General features: G+C 45.1%; 18 protein-coding genes. 2 read left to right on the top strand and 16 right to left on the bottom strand.

Annotated elements, in window-relative coordinates:
• Positions 1-57: 57 nt before the first annotated feature.
• Positions 58-261, top strand: a complete 204-nt coding sequence (locus J7E37_RS08330) for a YbbN family protein (RefSeq protein ID WP_215023514.1) — start codon at positions 58-60, stop codon at positions 259-261.
• 55 nt (positions 262-316) lie between these two features.
• Here J7E37_RS08330 and J7E37_RS08325 read toward each other — a convergent pair whose 3' ends face one another.
• Entirely contained in the window at positions 317-499 is a 183-nt protein-coding gene (locus tag J7E37_RS08325) for a hypothetical protein (protein ID WP_215023512.1), read from the bottom strand.
• 145 nt (positions 500-644) lie between these two features.
• Here J7E37_RS08325 and J7E37_RS08320 point away from each other — a divergent pair, with 145 nt between their 5' ends.
• Positions 645-1,154: a DUF3231 family protein gene (locus J7E37_RS08320; protein ID WP_215023611.1), complete on the top strand. Its 510-nt coding sequence runs from the start codon at positions 645-647 to the stop codon at positions 1,152-1,154.
• A 228-nt stretch (positions 1,155-1,382) separates the two neighbouring features.
• Here the strand turns inward: J7E37_RS08320 and selB are convergent, their stop codons facing one another.
• From selB to J7E37_RS08245, 15 genes are all read right to left on the bottom strand, one after another.
• A complete protein-coding gene (gene selB / locus J7E37_RS08315; protein ID WP_215023510.1) occupies positions 1,383-3,266 on the bottom strand; it encodes a selenocysteine-specific translation elongation factor in 1,884 nt (627 codons plus the stop codon).
• Between the two features lie 87 nt (positions 3,267-3,353).
• Positions 3,354-4,160: a type II pantothenate kinase gene (coaW, locus tag J7E37_RS08310; RefSeq protein WP_215023508.1), complete on the bottom strand. Its 807-nt coding sequence runs from the start codon at positions 4,158-4,160 to the stop codon at positions 3,354-3,356.
• Positions 4,161-4,442: 282 nt separating this feature from the next.
• Positions 4,443-5,642 carry an ABC transporter substrate-binding protein gene (locus J7E37_RS08305; protein WP_214778892.1) on the bottom strand — a complete coding sequence of 400 codons (1,200 nt, stop codon included), beginning with the start codon at positions 5,640-5,642 and terminating at the stop codon, positions 4,443-4,445.
• 88 nt (positions 5,643-5,730) lie between these two features.
• Positions 5,731-6,480 carry an ABC transporter ATP-binding protein gene (locus J7E37_RS08300; protein WP_251009559.1) on the bottom strand — a complete coding sequence of 250 codons (750 nt, stop codon included), beginning with the start codon at positions 6,478-6,480 and terminating at the stop codon, positions 5,731-5,733.
• Entirely contained in the window at positions 6,431-7,195 is a 765-nt protein-coding gene (locus J7E37_RS08295; RefSeq protein WP_215023504.1) for an ABC transporter ATP-binding protein, read from the bottom strand. Before J7E37_RS08295 ends, J7E37_RS08300 begins: the two co-directional genes overlap by 50 nt.
• 2 nt (positions 7,196-7,197) lie before the next feature.
• Positions 7,198-8,223 carry a branched-chain amino acid ABC transporter permease gene (locus tag J7E37_RS08290; protein WP_215023502.1) on the bottom strand — a complete coding sequence of 342 codons (1,026 nt, stop codon included), beginning with the start codon at positions 8,221-8,223 and terminating at the stop codon, positions 7,198-7,200.
• On the bottom strand, positions 8,223-9,086 hold the full coding sequence (locus J7E37_RS08285) for a branched-chain amino acid ABC transporter permease (RefSeq protein ID WP_192472044.1): 864 nt from the start codon (positions 9,084-9,086) through the stop codon (positions 8,223-8,225). The genes J7E37_RS08290 and J7E37_RS08285 overlap by 1 nt, the downstream gene beginning before the upstream one ends.
• A gap of 44 nt (positions 9,087-9,130) precedes the next feature.
• Entirely contained in the window at positions 9,131-10,807 is a 1,677-nt protein-coding gene (locus J7E37_RS08280) for a long-chain fatty acid--CoA ligase (RefSeq protein WP_215023609.1), read from the bottom strand.
• 18 nt (positions 10,808-10,825) lie between these two features.
• Complete coding sequence (locus J7E37_RS08275) at positions 10,826-11,779, bottom strand: alpha/beta hydrolase (protein WP_215023500.1); 954 nt, start codon at positions 11,777-11,779, stop codon at positions 10,826-10,828.
• Positions 11,780-11,813: 34 nt separating this feature from the next.
• The gene (locus J7E37_RS08270; RefSeq protein ID WP_251009558.1) at positions 11,814-12,527 is read right to left on the bottom strand and encodes a 2-phosphosulfolactate phosphatase; all 714 of its coding nucleotides are present in this window, start codon (positions 12,525-12,527) and stop codon (positions 11,814-11,816) included.
• A gap of 34 nt (positions 12,528-12,561) precedes the next feature.
• The gene (locus J7E37_RS08265) at positions 12,562-13,617 is read right to left on the bottom strand and encodes a phosphotransferase family protein (RefSeq protein WP_215023498.1); all 1,056 of its coding nucleotides are present in this window, start codon (positions 13,615-13,617) and stop codon (positions 12,562-12,564) included.
• A 30-nt stretch (positions 13,618-13,647) separates the two neighbouring features.
• Complete coding sequence (locus J7E37_RS08260; RefSeq protein WP_215023496.1) at positions 13,648-14,817, bottom strand: thiolase family protein; 1,170 nt, start codon at positions 14,815-14,817, stop codon at positions 13,648-13,650.
• A 15-nt stretch (positions 14,818-14,832) separates the two neighbouring features.
• Complete coding sequence (locus tag J7E37_RS08255; protein WP_215023494.1) at positions 14,833-15,606, bottom strand: SDR family oxidoreductase; 774 nt, start codon at positions 15,604-15,606, stop codon at positions 14,833-14,835.
• A 13-nt stretch (positions 15,607-15,619) separates the two neighbouring features.
• A complete protein-coding gene (locus J7E37_RS08250; protein WP_215023492.1) occupies positions 15,620-16,825 on the bottom strand; it encodes an acyl-CoA dehydrogenase family protein in 1,206 nt (401 codons plus the stop codon).
• A 49-nt stretch (positions 16,826-16,874) separates the two neighbouring features.
• The gene (locus J7E37_RS08245; RefSeq protein ID WP_215023490.1) at positions 16,875-18,020 is read right to left on the bottom strand and encodes an acyl-CoA dehydrogenase family protein; all 1,146 of its coding nucleotides are present in this window, start codon (positions 18,018-18,020) and stop codon (positions 16,875-16,877) included.
• Positions 18,021-18,153: the final 133 nt, after the last annotated feature.

Raw genomic sequence — 18,153 nt, 5'->3', positions numbered from 1 at the left:
GTATTAACCGACAGTTGAAGCGTCTGCCATGGTTTGCTTCCTCAGGTTGAGGAAGTGATGAAAGATTTTCCGAAAATTGAAACCGGTCTGGTCAATGCTGGAAAGGTCGAAGAAATTGCGGGTTTCCTGATGGCCTTCACCGTTCCCGTGCTCGTCCTCTATGCAGATGGGCGAGAGTATTTAAGGGAAGCCAGGTTTGTCCAGGTTGAAAAGCTAAGGGAAGACCTCAGCAAAATTTATGAAGGTTTTTTCGGTGAATGAGGAGGAGCTTGGGAAAAACCAAGCTCCTTTTCATTCTTCCAAGCCTAGGTAATCTTTATATATTAATTTTCCTTCTGTTGAATATGCAGAGATTTTTAGTCGCAAAGCTTTGGGCATTTACAACATCAGATTGATGGTACCAGTATTTCCTGCTATTGCTTGTTATGATTTCGGCATTATACTCCCCATTGTTACCCTCTAGAATAATCTTCTCGATTTCCGGCTGGATATCATCCATTAAAATTGACTGCATTTACAACATGTATAAATTTCCATTTGGATTAAGGTATAAATACCTTTGTGTAAACCAAAATAATCAATGGGACCAACTTCCTTTCATAAGGAGAAATAACATGAATATAGAAACGATAAGGAGTGCAATCATGGGTATATTAAGCGGTAATCCTAAAGATGAACCAATGCATTATGGTGAGGTATACGGCACATGGAGCCATCTATCCGTCAATCACGGACTAATTGCAGCTTACCAGACGTTTATCAATCATATCGGTGATGAGGATCTGAAAAAGCTTGTTCAGGAAGCCATTGAAACAATGCAGGATGAAAACAAGCAGGTTGAGGAATTACTTAAAGCAAATGGGATTGGCCTTCCTCCTGCGCTGCCGGAACGCCCGGTTGCCCACCTGGAAGATATCCCTCCTGGGGCAAGATTCAGTGATCCTGAAATTGCGGCAGCTGTTTCGAAGGATGTTGCAGAAGGCTTAGTTGCTGCCAGCACGATGATTGGTCAAGCCATCAGGGAGGACATTGCAGTAATGTATGGGCAGTTCCATATGGCCAAAGCGACATTCGGAGCTAAGATGCTCAAATTGAATAAAACTAAAGGTTGGCTAATACCTCCTCCATTGCAAGTTAAATCCACAGAGAGTTAAATAATATTTTGTAACTTTAACATGAGGAAAACAGCAGATCCCTGAGGATCTGCTGTTTAAGATTGAACAAAATGATTGACCTTAAGTTGTCCGAAGTCTACTCAGGTACGGACAAAACTACGGCTGCTTTAATAGCATTTAGCAGCTGCCTCGAAAAGATGACTACAACTTGAAGGCTGTGTTTGCAGGAATGCTCTAAGGGCAACAACCAATGTTAAATCACCTGAATTATTTCTTCCATACCCTCTTGTTCTCGACTCGCCTGGTATATCCAAGTGCATCGAGACGCTCCAGGAAAGGAATCATGTATTTCCTCGATAACTCCACTGCTTCCTTAGCCTGGGATACCTCAAACTCATCCCCTGTATGTTTTCTTAGTCTCTCAACTGCATCCGCAAAAAGAGCTCCGTACCAGGCATATTGATCATCAAGCAGGACAATCTCACCCTGGTCTTCTAGGAACCGTTTCAACTCAACTGCTATGGAATCCGGGATTCCGGCATTTTTTATATAATCGTTCAGATAAGCAACTTTTAGGCCATCTGACTTTAGTTCGTTAAGCATATTCTCTGTACGCTTCTCCCAGTTTTTCGGGACATGGGGTACAAAGTTTGCCAGGTAAATATACTGTTCTTTCCTTCTAAATAACCCCTTGTTGATTCCATTATCGATAATGAATTCCAGCAGGGTTTTAGAAAAAGATTTTTGCAGTGATTGTAGCAATTCTGCTTTGTTTATCCCAGCTCTCATAGGGTTTTCCTGATGATAATCTTCCAGCCGGTCCTTGATATCTTCTTCAATGACTTCGACAACAGCTGCAAGAGCGTATTCCTTATTCGAAATCTGGACGAATTGATCATCACTCATATTGGCCAAAATCGATCCTTCATCAAGAGCAGTTCGCTTTATCAGTTCCTCGACAGATAAACTCTTCGCTTCATATAAAGCGGCGTTAATTCGTTCAATAGGAGTGCCTGCCTTCTTTTTCTCCAGCTCTTGAATCGTCTGCTGACCAAATCGATATTTATTTCCACGCGGATCAATTACCCATCCGCCGCCAATCGTTTCCTGCGGACTTGGCCTGCGGACGATGAACCGGTCTCCACGCTTCGTGACGATTTTTTCCTCAAGACGCAGCTGACAAAGGATTTCCCCATTGTCCTCTTTTAGTTCATTTCGGTCAAAAAAGACTATCCGGCCCATTACTTCAGCCGTGCCAATATGACACTTAATAGGCGTCCTTTGTTTTACCAAATGCTCAAGGTCCTCAACCACTCTGATTGCGACATCAATCGTATTCGTTACGATAAAATGTTCAGATGAAACAAGGACTTCACCACGTTCCAGATCATCTCTTGAAACACCGGACAGATTGATGGCTGCCCTCTGCCCTGCATATGCGGTTTTTGCCGGCTGATGATGAACTTGCAGCTGACGCGCTTTGACTTCAAGTCCGGATGGCAGGACTTTTAACAACTGCCCCTCTTCAACTGTCCCTTCGTAAACAGTCCCTCGGACAACGGTACCTTGTCCTTTGACCGTAAATACCTGGTCAATCGGCAGCCGGAATGCCCCCTTGGCATCACGCATATCCTGCTCTTTCAGCGTTTCTATGATCAATTCTTTTAATTCATGGATTCCTTTTTTAGATAGACTGTCAACCATCATAAAAGGGGCATTCTCAAATACTGTGCCTTCAAGTTCACCAAGGATGTCGTCCTTCACAAGTTCAACGAATTCTTCTTCAACCCGGTCAATCTTGGTAATTGCAATAATACCTGAACGTATTCCCAGGAACCCTAGAATATCCAGGTGTTCCCTTGTTTGAGGCATGACACCTTCATCAGCTGCAACTACCAGTACTACAAGATCGATTCCAGCAACACCGGCAATCATCTGGCGGATGAAACGCTCATGTCCGGGCACATCCACGACGGAAATTTGAAGTTCCTCATCTTCATATAATGGCGCAAAGCCAAGTTCAATGGAAATTTGCCGTTCTTTTTCTTCTTTAAGGCGGTCGGTGTCCACGTTCGTCAGCGCTTTAGTTAGTGACGTTTTCCCGTGGTCAATATGTCCAGCCATCCCGATGGTAAAATACCTCTTGCTCAAATGCTGACACCTTCTTTTAATATGTATAAAATAACTCTAACTTTAAAATAACAATAGTTCAAGCAATGAAAATTTGAACAAATCGGGCTACTTGTTCAGCATTGCTCCAATTGCTCCGCTGAATTCCCCGTTTTGCAGAAAAAACGGATCGAGACCTGACATTTTACAATAAAAATCCAGGCTTTCCTGCAATGGCTTATTTCCTGCCAGCGTACTTCCTATGAAAATGACTTTTTTTGTTTCGTGATTAGCTGCTGTTTGTACAGTTAGGAGTGTTATGGTTTCTGCAACCATATTCAAAATTGAGGCCATTTTATCAGCCGAGGAGCTTGAGATGACTGCTTCTGACTTTGCGAAGTTGCTCGCAGTTAAATCGCCAGGAATCGGGGGTTCTTCTGGATGGTAAATATCCTTCACCAGCAGGTCCACGCTTCCTCTTTCTCCTGATGCAGACAAACTCACTAGACTTGGAAAATCACTACAATCGGCTAAAAGTTTTCCAAATCCCATAAAAGTACCACCGCCGACTCCGCTGCCAAAAACCCTCTCGTAATGTTCCCCTTCAATTTTAAACCATGAAGTGCCTGTACCTATATTTATAAGCAGGGACTTTTCGCCAATATTCAAGCCTTCTTTCATCATTAAATAATTCGCACCTTCACATGCTGCCGTAAATTCATCGACAATCTCTGCTTCAGGAAAAAAATCTTTTTTAATTTTACCTGCTCTCCCGCCTGTCAGGACGATTGTCTTGTTTGAGGAAAGAATTTTCAACCATTCAAAAGCATCATCCATTTCACTGACCGACTGCTTTCGAAAATGCATTCTGCCCCTTTCTACATAAGCTATTTTTATTAAAGTTCCTCCAGCGTCTATGCCAATACTATGATTCATGAGGAATCTCCTTTCAGGAATATAACCCAAGGTTTATTTTACTTCCTATTGTAAGACTCCGGAAAACCTGAAATCAATGAAAAAGCGGCAGTTCCTTTTAAACTGCCGCTTCTAGCATTAGCTGTCTTGCCGCTCATTAGCTATAAAACAAAAACGGGTTGACCAGCAGATCGTGCTAATTGCGAGTACCATGCCAGTATTATGGGTTGTAATGATAATAAACTGGCAGGAGACCTGTAACAATTTAGCCGCTAACACTCCTGTCGGTCCTTGGAGTACTTTTTATTCAGCCTTGATCGGAACGACTTTTCCGTCCTCAATCGCTGCAACAATCAGTTCGCCTTCAAATCCGCCGTTCGGGTCAATCTTTGGAATGACATATACTTTCTTGTCTTCTGGCAGATTATCCAGGCCATCCTGCATATGCGCCATGATTTTTTCAGGGTCGTCTACAGAGCCTGCCGCTTTTATCGCTTCCGCAAAAACATACATCGCGATATAATTCAAGCCAGCTTCTGAACCGGGGTCCTCATTATACTTGGCACGATAATTCTTCACGAATTCTGGAATACCTGGACTGTCAGAATCAACAAGCGGCATAACTCCAATTGCTCCATTAAGGACATCGTAGCTGCCGGTAACCTTCTTCATTTCATCGAACTTTGCCTGGTCCATGACAATGAATCCGCCTTTGAAGCCAAGTTCTCTCGCTTGTTTGGCAACTTTTGCAGTTGGCTCGGACGGTCCGCCAATAAATAATACATCAGGCTTCTCCTTCAGTGCATTTGTAATGATCGTGAAGAAATCAGTATCCTTCGCGAAGTCGATCGAAGAGTTATACACGACTTTACCGCCCGCCTTTTCCCAGTGAGGCTGCAGCTTTTCTGCCCAATCCTTCCCGTATTGTGAAGCAGTCGGAAGGAAGGCGATTTTCTTGCCGAATTTCTCCATTGTATAATTTGTAAATGGCTCAAGATAGCCATCATAACGAGGAGGTATTCTGACCGTTAATTTATTGCCGCCTTCTGTTACCTTAGGTTCACTTGTATAGGCGCCAATGATGAATTTTTCCTGCTGGTTAAACACCTGCATTGCGGCTACTCCGCCACTGTGCGGTGTGAAAATAATCGGCGTTTTGTTCTCCTGCATCAGTCTCTTGGCATTCGCTCCAGCTTCATTTGGCAAATATTTGTCATCCAGGGAGACGACATTGAATTTATATTTCTTGCCATTTACTTCGACTCCGCCAGCATTGTTAATTTCTTCGGCTGCCATTTTTACGCCATTCAATGTACGTTCTCCGTAAAAGGCTGCAGGTCCGCTTAACGGTCCTGTATATCCAATATTAATCGTTCCTTCTCCTGATTGAGCTTCAGCATCTGTTCCTCCTGTATCTGTTTTTTTCGAGTTGTTGCAAGCGGCAAGGCTGAAAATCAAAGCAAACATCACACTTAAGACTAATAACAGTTTAGACTTCTTCATTTGCTTTCCCCCTTAATTTGTTTTCTTAATATTCAGAAATATCATCATAAACCGCTTCGCAACCACCTCCCTATAGACAGAAGTTGTATTAAGCACCTATATAAGCTTTCTTAATCTCATCATTTGCGAACAGCTCCTCTGAAGTACCCTCCAGCACAATAGCCCCATTTTCAAAAACATATCCTTTATCGGCAATTTTCAACGCAGCATTGGCATTTTGTTCCGCAAGCAGAATCGTGGTGCCCTCCCGATTGATGGTCTTAATTACATCAAACATCTGTTCAACAATCAACGGAGCGAGTCCGATCGAAGGTTCGTCGAGAAGCATCAGCTTCGGTTTTGCCATGAGCGCTCTGCCAATCGCAAGCATTTGCTGCTGTCCCCCACTAAGTGAACCAGCCATATCATCCTGCTTCTCTTCTAAAATAGGGAAAAGTTCAAATACGTGTTTCATCGACTGCTTTATCCCTTTCTTGTGCTTTCTATGGACATAGGCTCCCATCTTCAAATTCTCCTCTACTTTCATTGAAGGGAACAGTTTGCGTCCTTCTGCACACTGGACAATGCCTGATTGGACAATTTTATCAGGAGAGCGTTTGTTAAGGATTTCGCCTTCATATTCGACACTTCCAGTAGATGGTTTGTGCAGCCCGCTGATCGTCTTGAAAATAGTGCTTTTCCCTGCCCCGTTTGCCCCTAGTAAAACAACGATTTGACCAGGATGAACCTCAAGTTGAACATGATGGACAGCTGTGAAGCTTCCATATTTTACTGAAACATCCTGCAGTTTAAGCACTGGCGCTCCCTCCCAGGTAAGCCTTGATGACAACGGGATCATTCCTGATTTCGTCCGCTGTACCCTCAGCGATTTTCTCTCCGTAGTTGAGAACCATGATTTTATCTGCCAGCTTCATGATCATTTGCATTTTGTGCTCAATAAGACAGACAGTAATCCCGATATCAACCATTTTCTTCATTAATTGAGCCAGCCCCTCGGTTTCATCAGGGTTGACGCCGGCCGCAGGCTCATCAAGAAAAACAATCTCTGGTTCTGTCGCGAGGGCCAGCGCAAAGGCCGTCCGCTTTTTCTCTTCCTGAGTCAAGCTGCCAACCAATTTCCCGGCAACCTTTTCCAGACCGGTAAAACGAATCACTTCAAGAGCTTTTTCGCGGCATTGTTCTTCTTCTCTTTTCAACCTCTTTGATCTAAAAACCGCATCCAGCAAATTTGATTTTGTTCTTAACCTGTGACCGACGATTACATTGTCAAGTACAGAGGACTGTTCAAACAGATTGGTTGTTTGAAAGGTGCGCGCGATTCCCAATTCAGCTATTTTATTAGGAGGCATATTGGTGATATCCAGACCTTTCAGCATAATGCTGCCTGAACTCGGAGGGTGGAAGCCGCTGATTAAATTAAAAAAAGTAGACTTTCCGGCACCATTAGGTCCGATGATGGCATTGATTTTACCCTTTTCAATTGAAAAATCAACATTATTAACTGCTGTTAACCCGCCAAATTTCTTTGTTAGACTCTTAGTTTCAAGGAACATCCTTATCCCTCCTTCACCTGATTTTCTGCAGCAATTGTGCTTTGTGAAAACCGTTCGTCCAGCTGGGCTTGTGCAAGATTTTTCTCAGCACGTTTTGCATTCCATCCAGCAATCGAACCTGCAATACCTCGGGGGTAAAAGATCACCAGCAGTGTAAGAATCGGCCCAAAAATAAGCATGCGGTAATCCTGGAGAAATTGCAGCTGCTGTGATATCCAGACGACCAAAACAGTCCCCACGATGGGACCTGAAAGCGTGCCGATTCCGCCAATCAACAGGTAGGTCAGCAAATCAAATGTGATGACGATATTGCCGATATCAGGGCCGATGAAGCGGATGAATGAAGCATAGAGTGCTCCTGATAATCCTGCAAAAAAAGTTGAGAGTACGAATGCTTCAAGTTTATTTTTCATAGTGGATATACCGATGGTTTGCGCCAGATCCTCACTATTGCGTATTGCAATGTAAGTCCTTCCTGTAAGGGAATGCACAATTCGGTAAACAATCAGGATGACAACAAGCAGGATGACGAGGACAAGGTAATATTGTGATAAGGGTGTTTCAAAGGAAATCGGTCCGATATTTGACGGTGCCGGAATCCCAATAAGTCCTCGGACGCCCTCTGTTAAGCTGTCCCACTTATCAATGACAAGGTAAAGGATATACCCTACACAAAGCGTATAAATGGCAAAGAAGTGCTCTTTTGTCCTTAGTGCAATCAATCCAACCAAAAATCCAAGAATGCTGGTGATGATCAGGGCGAGAACAAAAGCCAGCCAGAAATTCATCTCCGCTTTTACTGTCAAAAGTCCCAGGGAATACGCACCAACAGCAAAAAAACCAGCATGTGCCAATGATAGATACCCTGTATATCCGGCCAATAGATTAAGGCCGTAGACACCAATCATCCAGATGAAAGAGAGAGTCATAATATGGATGAAATAGTCATTTTGCGTCACAAATGGAAAAACGACGGCAAAAACCACAAGGGCCAGAATGATATTCCGTTTATTGATAATCTTCACCACTAGTGTCCCCCCTTTGCAAAGAGACCTGTTGGTTTTACTGATAGAATGATCACCAGCAGGATGAACGCGATAATATCTTTATAATCATTTGATATATACGTTGCCCCCAGGCTTTCGCTGAAACCTAGAATGTAACCGCCGATGATGGCTCCTGGAATGCTGCCCATACCGCCAAGAATGATGATAACAAATGCTTTTAAGATGACGAGCTGTCCCATGCCGGGAAAAACCAGATTGATAGGCGCAGCCAGAGAGCTGGCAATCGCCGCAAGCCCTCCGGATATCAGAAACGTCAGCATCGCGACCCGGTTGGTATTAATGCCCACAAGGTTAGCTCCGTCACGGTCCTGTGACATGGCGATGATGGATGCCCCTGTATACGTCTTTTTCAGGAAAAGATAAAGCAGAACCATCACAGCTATCGCCGCAATGATGATGAGCAGTCTTTGCATAGTAAAGGTCAAACCGAATAACTGGATGACCTGGCCATAGGGAGTTGGCATTGTTTGATAGTCCGCTCCCCAGACATACTGAGCAAAAGCTTCCAGAAACAACAGAATTCCAATTGCCGCAATTTTGTCGTGTATCGGCGGTGCGTGCCGTAATGGGTAAAAAACCAATCGTTCCATCAGCACGCCAATAAGTCCGACAACAATGACAGAAACAAGGATTGCCAGCCAATAATGAAGGCCATACTGGACCATCATCATCAATGTGATATAACCACCCATCATATACAGGGCACCGTGGGCGAAATTCGGGATATGAAGGATACCGTAAACTAGAGTCAGCCCAAGGGCCACCAGTGCATAAACACTTCCTATGGTAAGCCCATTGAATAGCTGTTGAACCAAAATCTCCATCAAGATCCTCCTTAAAATTTGATAGCTGCCTTGGACGGGTTTTTTTACCTGACCTGCTTTTCAGCCTTTTCCCGTTCTTCTTCCTGTAATTTACGCCATAATATCTTGCCGCTGCTTGTCATTGGGAACTGTGACCGGAACTCGACCTCACGCGGATATTTGTACGCCGCCATATGCTGTTTGGACCATTCAATTATTTCATCTTCACTTACTGCACCATCGTACCCCTCATTTAGTATGACGAAGGCCTTCACGGATTCCCCTCTTCTTGGATCTGGGATACCAACAACCACCGCCTGCTGTATCGCCGGATGTTTGTAAAGATACGATTCCACTTCAGTTGGCCATACCTTATAACCGGAGGCATTGATCATCCTTTTGACGCGGTCGACCATGAAGTAGTACCCTTCTTCATCGAAGCGGCCTATGTCCCCTGTCCTGAAAAACTTTTTGCCGTCTATGTTTAGAAATGAATTCCTGTTCTCATCTTCCCTGTTGTAATAGCCAACCATTACCTGAGGGCCATTCACAACAATTTCACCAATCTCTCCTGCCCCAAGTTCTTTTCCGGTTGACGGTTCAATGACTCTTGCATCGACATCAAAAGACGGGATTCCAAGGCATTGCATCTTAGGCCTGTCAGGCGGGTTGAAGTGGGTTTGGGCTATTGTTTCTGAAAGTCCGTAGCCTTCCACAAACCTCAGGCCTGTAAGTTTGTACAGTTTTTCTCCAACAGCCTCTGGGAGCGCTGCACCGCCGCCTGATATCGAGGTTAACGTTGCGATATCCTCTTTTTTTAGTTTAGGATTTGCAAGGAAGTCGACGATCATTGTTGCAATTGCCACCCAGTGCGTGCATCCCTGCGATTGAATCAATTCAACTGCTGCCTCGCGGTTCCATCTTGTCATCAGCACCATTGTGCTGCCTGAATAGATCGGCATATGCATGCTGTGGACCATTCCGGTAACATGGAACAATGGCAGAGTGGTTAAATGAACAGAACTTGTGGTAGAACTAGACCAGTGATATGCGCCGATTGTATTCGCCTGCACAGTTCGGTTCGTATGCATACAGCCTTTTGGCAGCCCGGTTGTTCCAGAAGTATAAGGCAGCACAACAAGGTCATCTGCCCCGGTCGTATGCTTTTCAGGTTCATAATGTGCCTCGATGGCTTCCTTCCAATGGAAATGTCCCGACTGGCCGTAAGTTTTTCTTGCTGCCTCTGCCTCCGGGGGCACTGTTCCGTTGAAACCATCCCCTTTATAATCAGAATAAGCCGCAACCACCACATTATTTAATGGAGTTGTTCCTACGAGCGGCTCGACCTTGTCATAAAGCTCCTGGCCGACGAGTGCGGATTTGATGCCGCAATCCTTGATATAAAAGCTCAGCTCTTCTGCAGTAAGCATGGGATTGATGGGCACAACGACTGCATCGGCTCTTGAAATAGCATAGAATCCGATCACAAATTGCGGGGAGTTCTGCATGAATAACAGGACTCTTTCCCCTTTTGCAACTCCCAGCTTCTGCTGAAGGAAGCCTGCAAGGGCGTTGACTTCCTCATTGAGCTCCTTATAGGAAATTGCATTGCCATAATAGTAGATCGCACTCTGATCAGGATATCTCGCTGCACTGACTTTTAAATTTTCATAGAGTGATGTTTCTGGCAATTTCAGAGATTTAGAGATTTTCGGCCAATGCTCAAAATGAAGATTAGGCATCATTCATTCCTCCTTTTTTTACTCAACTGGTTTAAGGGATCTTCTGTTCTTAAAGGCTTCTGCTGCATCTTTGATTGATTTCTTGCCGTCTGGCAGAAATTCAGTCATTCCCAGGAAACCATGGAGCATTCCTGGAACGCACACATATTCTGTTTCTACTCCGGCATTTTTCAGTTTCATGGCAAAGTGTTCACCGCCATCGCATAAAGGGTCAAGCTCTGCTGTCATAATAAAAGCTGGCGGAAGTTTTTCAGTTACATCATCAGGAATCAGCAAAGGTGCGGCAAGAGGGTTTTGTGTATCGGCTGGTGTGTTCAGGTATTGTTCACGGAACCAGTTCATTGTGGACTTTGTTAAATAATAGCCTTCGCCGTATTTTTCATAAGATGGCGTATATTCAAAGCCTGTAGACGGGTAAAACAGCATTTGGTAAGCAATCGACGGTGTCTGCCTTTCTACTGAAAGAAAGCTGACAGCAGCTGCAAGATTTCCTCCTGCACTATCACCTGCGACTGCGATAAAGTTTTCATCGATATTCAGCTCTTCAGCGTTATCAAACACCCATTTAGCAGCTAGATATGAATCTTCAACTGCTACTGGAAATTTGCTTTCAGGTGCAAGACTGTAATCCACAGAAACGACTATACATTCAGCTTCATTTGATAAGGTGTGGCAGAGGGCATCATGTGTTTCAATGTTGCCGATCACCCAGCCGCCTCCATGGTAGTAAACAATGGCTGGCAGCTTCGACTCTCCAGTTTCCGCAGGGTTGTAGATCCTGATCTTTATTTCTCCGTTAAATCCAGTAATCTTCCGGTCTTCTGTTTTTGCCTGTTTTTCAGCTCTGCTCATTTGTTTAGCAGATTGTTCAAATCCCTTTCTGGCTTCCTCCAATGGCAGCTGTTCAAGTGGCGGAACAGGGTTGTTGGCGAATGCTTCGAGAAGCGCTTTTACTTCAGGTTTTAATTGCATATACTCTCCTCCTCTTTATGTAAACGCTATCATTTTATACCGCGATGATCCGTTTTTTATCTATAAGCATAGGAACCTTTTTAAATATATTTTGCTGGGAAACGAATTCAAGCTCCTTTTCAAACCCATGTTTGCTCAGCATCCGTCCAACTCGGGAGGCTTTTAAAATATCATCACTATTTTGATTGTGCCCATGGTAGAAACTGTACGCAGCATAGGCTGAATCAGTTAGAAAGAACTCGCCGCCGAATTGCTTGATGAGGGCGTCAATAAAGCAGCCCGCTCCCTGGAAATCTTCTACATTAAATTCATTGGAAGAACCTGAGCAGACAATTACGATCGTCTCACCCTGATATCTTTTTATAATATGGTTGGCAACTGCCTTGCAGTTCAACAGGGACGCAGCATATACTGCGTTGGCTTCTGCAGAATTCTTGAGCGCGACCGTCCCATTGGTGGTAGATAGTATGACAGATTTCCCGTCAATTTTTTCTTTCAATTCCAGAGGATTTGGAGAAAGGAACCCGTCGATCGTTTTTCCTTGGTATTCACCAACGAGAACGAAACTGTCTTTATCCCTGCCGGCAGCTTCCTGTTCAGCAGCCTTTCCATCCAGGACTGGGATTACTTCTTTCGCGCCGAACTGAAGTGCTGACGCGATAGTAGATGTTGCCAGCAGTACATCGAAAACAACAGCGATTTTGTTGTCAGCCATTTTCTGTTTATCGATGTCCTCTTTTTTTAGCAAAAGGTGGACCTTCATCATCCTTCAGCCCTTTCTGTCATTTTTTTTCTGCAGTGTAAAGGGCATATTGGATCAGGCTGCTGACAAACTTATCAAGGTGTGCAAACCGTGAATCCTTCGTCTGTCCCTTTTTCCACCTGTAATAGATTTGCTGACAAATGACTGCAAGCTTGAAATAAGCAAATGTTTGATAAAAATTCATGTTAGTCAGATCCCTGCCGCTTTTTCTTGCGTAATGCTCCAAAAATTCATCACGAGTCATGAACCCGGGTGTTACCGTGACCGGAGGCTTTCCCAACCCTTTTTTCAAAAGATCGGAGTCGTCGGGTTCGATCCAATAGCTCATCGCAACACCCAAATCAGCTAGCGGATCACCTACAGTTGTCATCTCCCAGTCGAATAATCCAACCATTTCGGTCATTTCCTCATTGAACATGGCATTGTTCAATTTGTAATCATAATGGATAATTGCCGGCGTTTCAGATTCAGACACATTCTTCAGCATCCATTGCTTTAACTGCTCAACGCCTTGAACGATATCCGTTTCCGCTCGCTCATACCGGCGAATCCACCCTATGACCTGCCTTTCCATGAAGCCGTCGGGTTTTGTCATTTCCGTAAGCCTTGTCTTTGTATAATCAATGCTGTGCAACTCTACAAGGTGGTTGACCATTGTGTCTGACAAAGACCTGCATATCTCTCTGCCAGGCGTAATGCCTTTAGGAAAATCAGTGTCAAGGACAATCCCGCGCTTTCTCTCCATCACAAAAAATGGACTTCCGATGACACTTTCATCAGCAAATAGAAAAGGTTCCGGAGCAGCATCGAAATGAGGGCTGATCTCTTTCAGGATTTTATATTCTCTTTCCATATCATGCGCTTTTGGTGCCACAGGACCAAGCGGGGGACGCCGTAAAACCGCCTCCCAGTCACCCATCTTCAGCTGGTAGGTTAAATTTGATTTTCCAAAGCTGAATTGCTGTATCGACAGGTTTACTTCAGGAAGATTCGGTAAATGCTCCCTTAAGTAATTTTCGATCGCTCTGGTATCAAGTTCTTCCCCTTGTCTGATTGGAATCGTATCAGAAGCCATAAGTACCATTCCTCCTTTTAGATGAAATATTTATTCGCGTTCTATGATTGTGGCGATTCCCTGGCCGCCGCCAATGCAAGCAGTGATGAGGGCGTAACGTCCGCCTCTTCGCTCAAGCTCATAAGCCGCTTTTGTGATCAAGATCGCTCCTGTTGCTCCCAATGGATGTCCATGGGCAATTGCCCCGCCATTGACATTGACTTTAGAATGATTCATGTTTAACTCTCTGTCACAGGCGATCACCTGCGCAGCGAATGCTTCGTTAATCTCGATGATGTCCATGTCATCAAGAGTCAGACCAGACTTTTCAAGTACTTTTCTGACTGCAGGTACCGGTCCAATGCCCATGATATTTGGATCCACCCCGGCTATTGCCTGCTCCCTCACGACCGCCATTGGTTTAACACCTAATTCCTGTGCTTTCATTCTTGACATAACAATTAACGCTGCCGCAGCGTCATTCAAGCCAGAACTGCTTCCGGCTGTGACCGACCCATTCGGTAAAAAAGCTGGCTTAAGTTGGGCCAGGGCTTCCAAAGTCGTTTGCGGTCTCGGATGCTCATCCTTGTTAAAAATAACTGGTGGACCTTTTCGGACTGGTATTGTGATTGGGACAATCTGTTCGTCAAACCGGCCTTCAGCCATCGCTGCCGCCATTTTTTGCTGGCTTTTAAGCGCGAATTGATCCTGTTCTTCCCTGTTGATTGAATATTTTGTTACTAGATTTTCAGCTGTGATTCCCATTGGCGGATCGCCGATTTCTTTCGGTGACAGCTGGGACTTCCTGAAACCTGGCGGCACAGGGCTGTAAGGTCTTTCCGGTTTATCCATTAAATAAGGTGCCCTGCTCATGCTTTCAATGCCGCCAGCAACATAGATATCACCCGCCCCTGCCCTAATTGCCTGGGCTGCAAGATTGACTGCATTGATACCTGATCCGCACTGGCGGTCGATCGTCAAGGCAGGCAATTCAAGTGAAAGTCCTGTTTGCAGAGCAGTCAACCTGGCAAGGTTCCCGCCTCCGCTGATGACATTCCCCATGATGACATCCTCGACCATTTCAGGCTGAACGTTTGCCCTCCTGATTGCCTCTTTGATAACCTCTGCCCCAAACACATGGGCAGGTACCGAAGTAAGTGCTCCACCCTGCCTCCCGATTGCTGTCCTGACTGCAGATACAATCACTGCATCTCTGTTCATGGATGCTGCCTCCTTTTACAGTACATGTGTTCCGCCATCGACTACCAGTACATCACCGGTAATATAATCCGATGCTGGTGCTGCCAGGAATACTGCTACACCCTTAAGGTCAGTGTCAGATCCGAATTTCCGCAGCGGTGTTCCTTCAAGAATTGCCTGGCCGCCTTTTTCAAGCAGACCCTTTGACATCTTGGTCGGGAAAAAACCTGGTGCAATCGCATTAACGAAAATTCCTCGCGGTCCCCATTTTGCTGCGAGGTCCTTTGTAAAAGTAATGACAGCACCTTTGCTTGCGTTATATCCAATCGCATCCATAACTTTGGGATTGGACCCTTTCAGCCCTGCAACCGAAGCAATATTGATGATCTTGCCTGACCTTTGCTCCAGCATCACTTTTCCCGCCGCCTGTGACATTAAGAACGTTCCTGTCACATTGACATTCAGGACCTTTTGCCATGCTTCAAGCGGCATTTCCTCCGCCGGCGCTCCCCAGGAAGCTCCGCTGTTATTGACAAGGATATCGATCCTGCCGAATTTCTCGACGGTCTGTTCTACTACTTTTTTCACATCTTCCGGGTTGGTGATGTCACATTTCAAAGCAAGCGAGTCAACTCCGATTTCCTTCAACTTCCCGCTAACTTCTTCGCATGCTTCGACACGTCTTGAGCAAACGACCACATTCGCACCTGCCTCTGCGAATCCAATAGCGATTTGCTCCCCGAGACCCCTGCCTCCGCCTGTGACAATCGCTACTTTTCCTTTTAGTGAAAATAGTTCAGATACATGCATTGATGAATCCTCCTTACAAGTATTTTTTCAGTTCGTATCTTGCAATCGCTCGTTTGTGTACTTCATCCGGACCATCCGCCAATCTTAGAGTCCTGATATTCGCCCATGCAGCTGCGAGCGTGAAGTCATCGCTTACACCTGCCGCTCCGAATGCCTGGATCGCCCTGTCGATGATTTTGAGGGCCATATTAGGCGCAACCACTTTGATCATCGCAATTTCGGCCTTGGCATCTTTGTTGCCGACTGTATCCATCATGTAGGCTGCCTTTAAAGTAAGGAGTCTCGCCTGCTCGATATCAATCCTTGCTTCCGCGATCCACTCCTGTATGACGCCCTGATCGGCAAGCTTTTTACCAAATGCAGTTCTTTGCAGAACCCGTTTTGACATCTCTTCAAGTGCCCGTTCAGCCGCACCGATCGTTCTCATGCAATGATGGATTCTGCCTGGACCAAGACGGCCCTGGGCAATCGCAAATCCTTTTCCTTCCCCCCATAGCATATTGGAGGCAGGCACCCTCACATTCTTGTATTCTATTTCCGCGTGTCCATGAGGGGCGTGGTCGTATCCGAATACAGGCAGAATCCTTTTAATCGTTACTCCCGCTGTATCAAGAGGAACAAGAATCATAGATTGCTGCTCATGCTTCGGGGCATCGGGGTCATTTTTACCCATCACAATGGCAATCTTGCAGCGTGGATCTCCAGCACCTGAAGACCACCATTTCGTTCCGTTAATGACATACTCATCTCCATCACGGATGATGCTTGCCTGGATGTTCGTTGCATCGGAGGAAGCGACGTCAGGCTCTGTCATCGAGAAGCAGGACCTGATTTCGCCATCCAGGAGAGGCTTTAACCATTGCTCCTTATGCTCTTCAGTTCCATAACGTACAAGGACTTCCATATTGCCGGTATCAGGCGCAGCACAGTTGAACACCTCTGGCGCAATACTTGACCTTCCCATGATTTCACATAGTGGTGCATATTCCAGATTGGTTAGACCTTCACCGTATTCACTCTCTGGTAAAAACAGATTCCAGAGCCCTTTTTCTTTCGCCTTCTCCTTAAGTTCTTCCATGATTGGGGGAACTTTGGAGAAGGGGTCTTTTTTGTCAATTTGGTCTTTATACACCTTCTCATTTGGATAAATGTATTCATCCATGAACTCAGTCAGCCTGGCCTGATATTCCTTGACCTTCTCCGTATGGTTAAAATTCATCCATACCACCTCTTTCTTTTTCATACTAACTAGTAGGTATGTTCAAGTACTAATATTCTTTTTCCAGCTGAGCAGTGATAATGTTTTTCTGGATTTCCGACGTGCCCTCATAAATTCTTGTGATTCGTGCATCACGGAAATATCTTTCGACCGGATAATCAGAAATATAACCGAGACCGCCGTGAATCTGCACTGCTTTATCGGCGACCCTGTTGTAAACCTCGGATCCATATAGCTTTAACATGGCAGCTTCCTTGATGACCTTCTGTCCGGAATCAACCATCCAGGCAACTCGGTATGTAAAAGACCTGAGTGCTTCGATTTCAACAGCCATTTCCGCCAGCATATGGCTTACTGCCTGATGCATGATGATCGGCTTCCCGAATTGGATCCTCTCTTTGGCATAGGCAACAGACATGTCAAGGAGCTTTTGGGAGGACCCCAGATTACGCGCCGCGAGGCCTGCCCTTCCATTGGCCAGTATTTTCAAGGCATTTACATAACCATGCCCTTCAGTCCCAAGAACATTTTCAACCGGAACCTCGCAATCCTCGAACACCAATTCAGCAGAATGGGATCCCTTTAGGCCCATCTTTTTTTCCGTTTTTCCGACCTTGAAGCCAGGAAAGTCCTTTTCGACGATAAACGAAGTGATTCCTTTCGCTCCTTTTTCTTGGTCTGTCACTGCCATCACTGTAAATACACTTGCCTCTAATGCATTCGTAATATAGTGCTTCAAACCGTTCAGCACATATATATCGCCTTTTTTCACAGCAGTCGTCTTTAAATTAGCTGCATTCGAACCGGCATCAGGTTCTGTCAGGGCAAAGGCACCGATTTTCTCTCCGCTGGCCATAGCAGGCAAATATTTTCGCTTTTGCTGCTCATTGCCCAGCTCGACAATCCCGACTGTGCCGATCCCAGTATGGGCACCAATCAAAGTCGTATAGCCATTGTGCGTCTGGCCGATTTCCTCATACAATGCACATTTCTCCACCATGCCGATACCCAGCCCGCCGTATGCCTCCGGTATGCTTAATCCGAAAAGGCCCATTTCCCTGGAAAGCTGGATGATGTTTTCCGGGATTTTTTCCTCTTCTTCGATTTTCATCGCAACAGGCTCGATCTCACTCTGGATGAAATCACGGACATTTCTTTTTAACGTCAGTAAATCCTCGTCAAAATCAAAGTTCACTTGGGTTCAACACCTCGTTTCTGCTATTTCATTATTGAAATAGGGGTTTAGGACAGAATCTAACCTCTTTATTCCTTAAAATTTGTGTTTATTCCTTAAACTCGCGGCTTTATTCCTGAAAATATGTGTTTAT

It is taken from the genome of Bacillus sp. ISL-39, from assembly GCF_018613295.1.
Lineage (GTDB): Bacteria > Bacillota > Bacilli > Bacillales > Cytobacillaceae > Mesobacillus.
The sequence above is the reverse complement of the archived record's forward strand: the minus strand, read 5'-3'. Positions and strand labels throughout refer to the sequence as shown.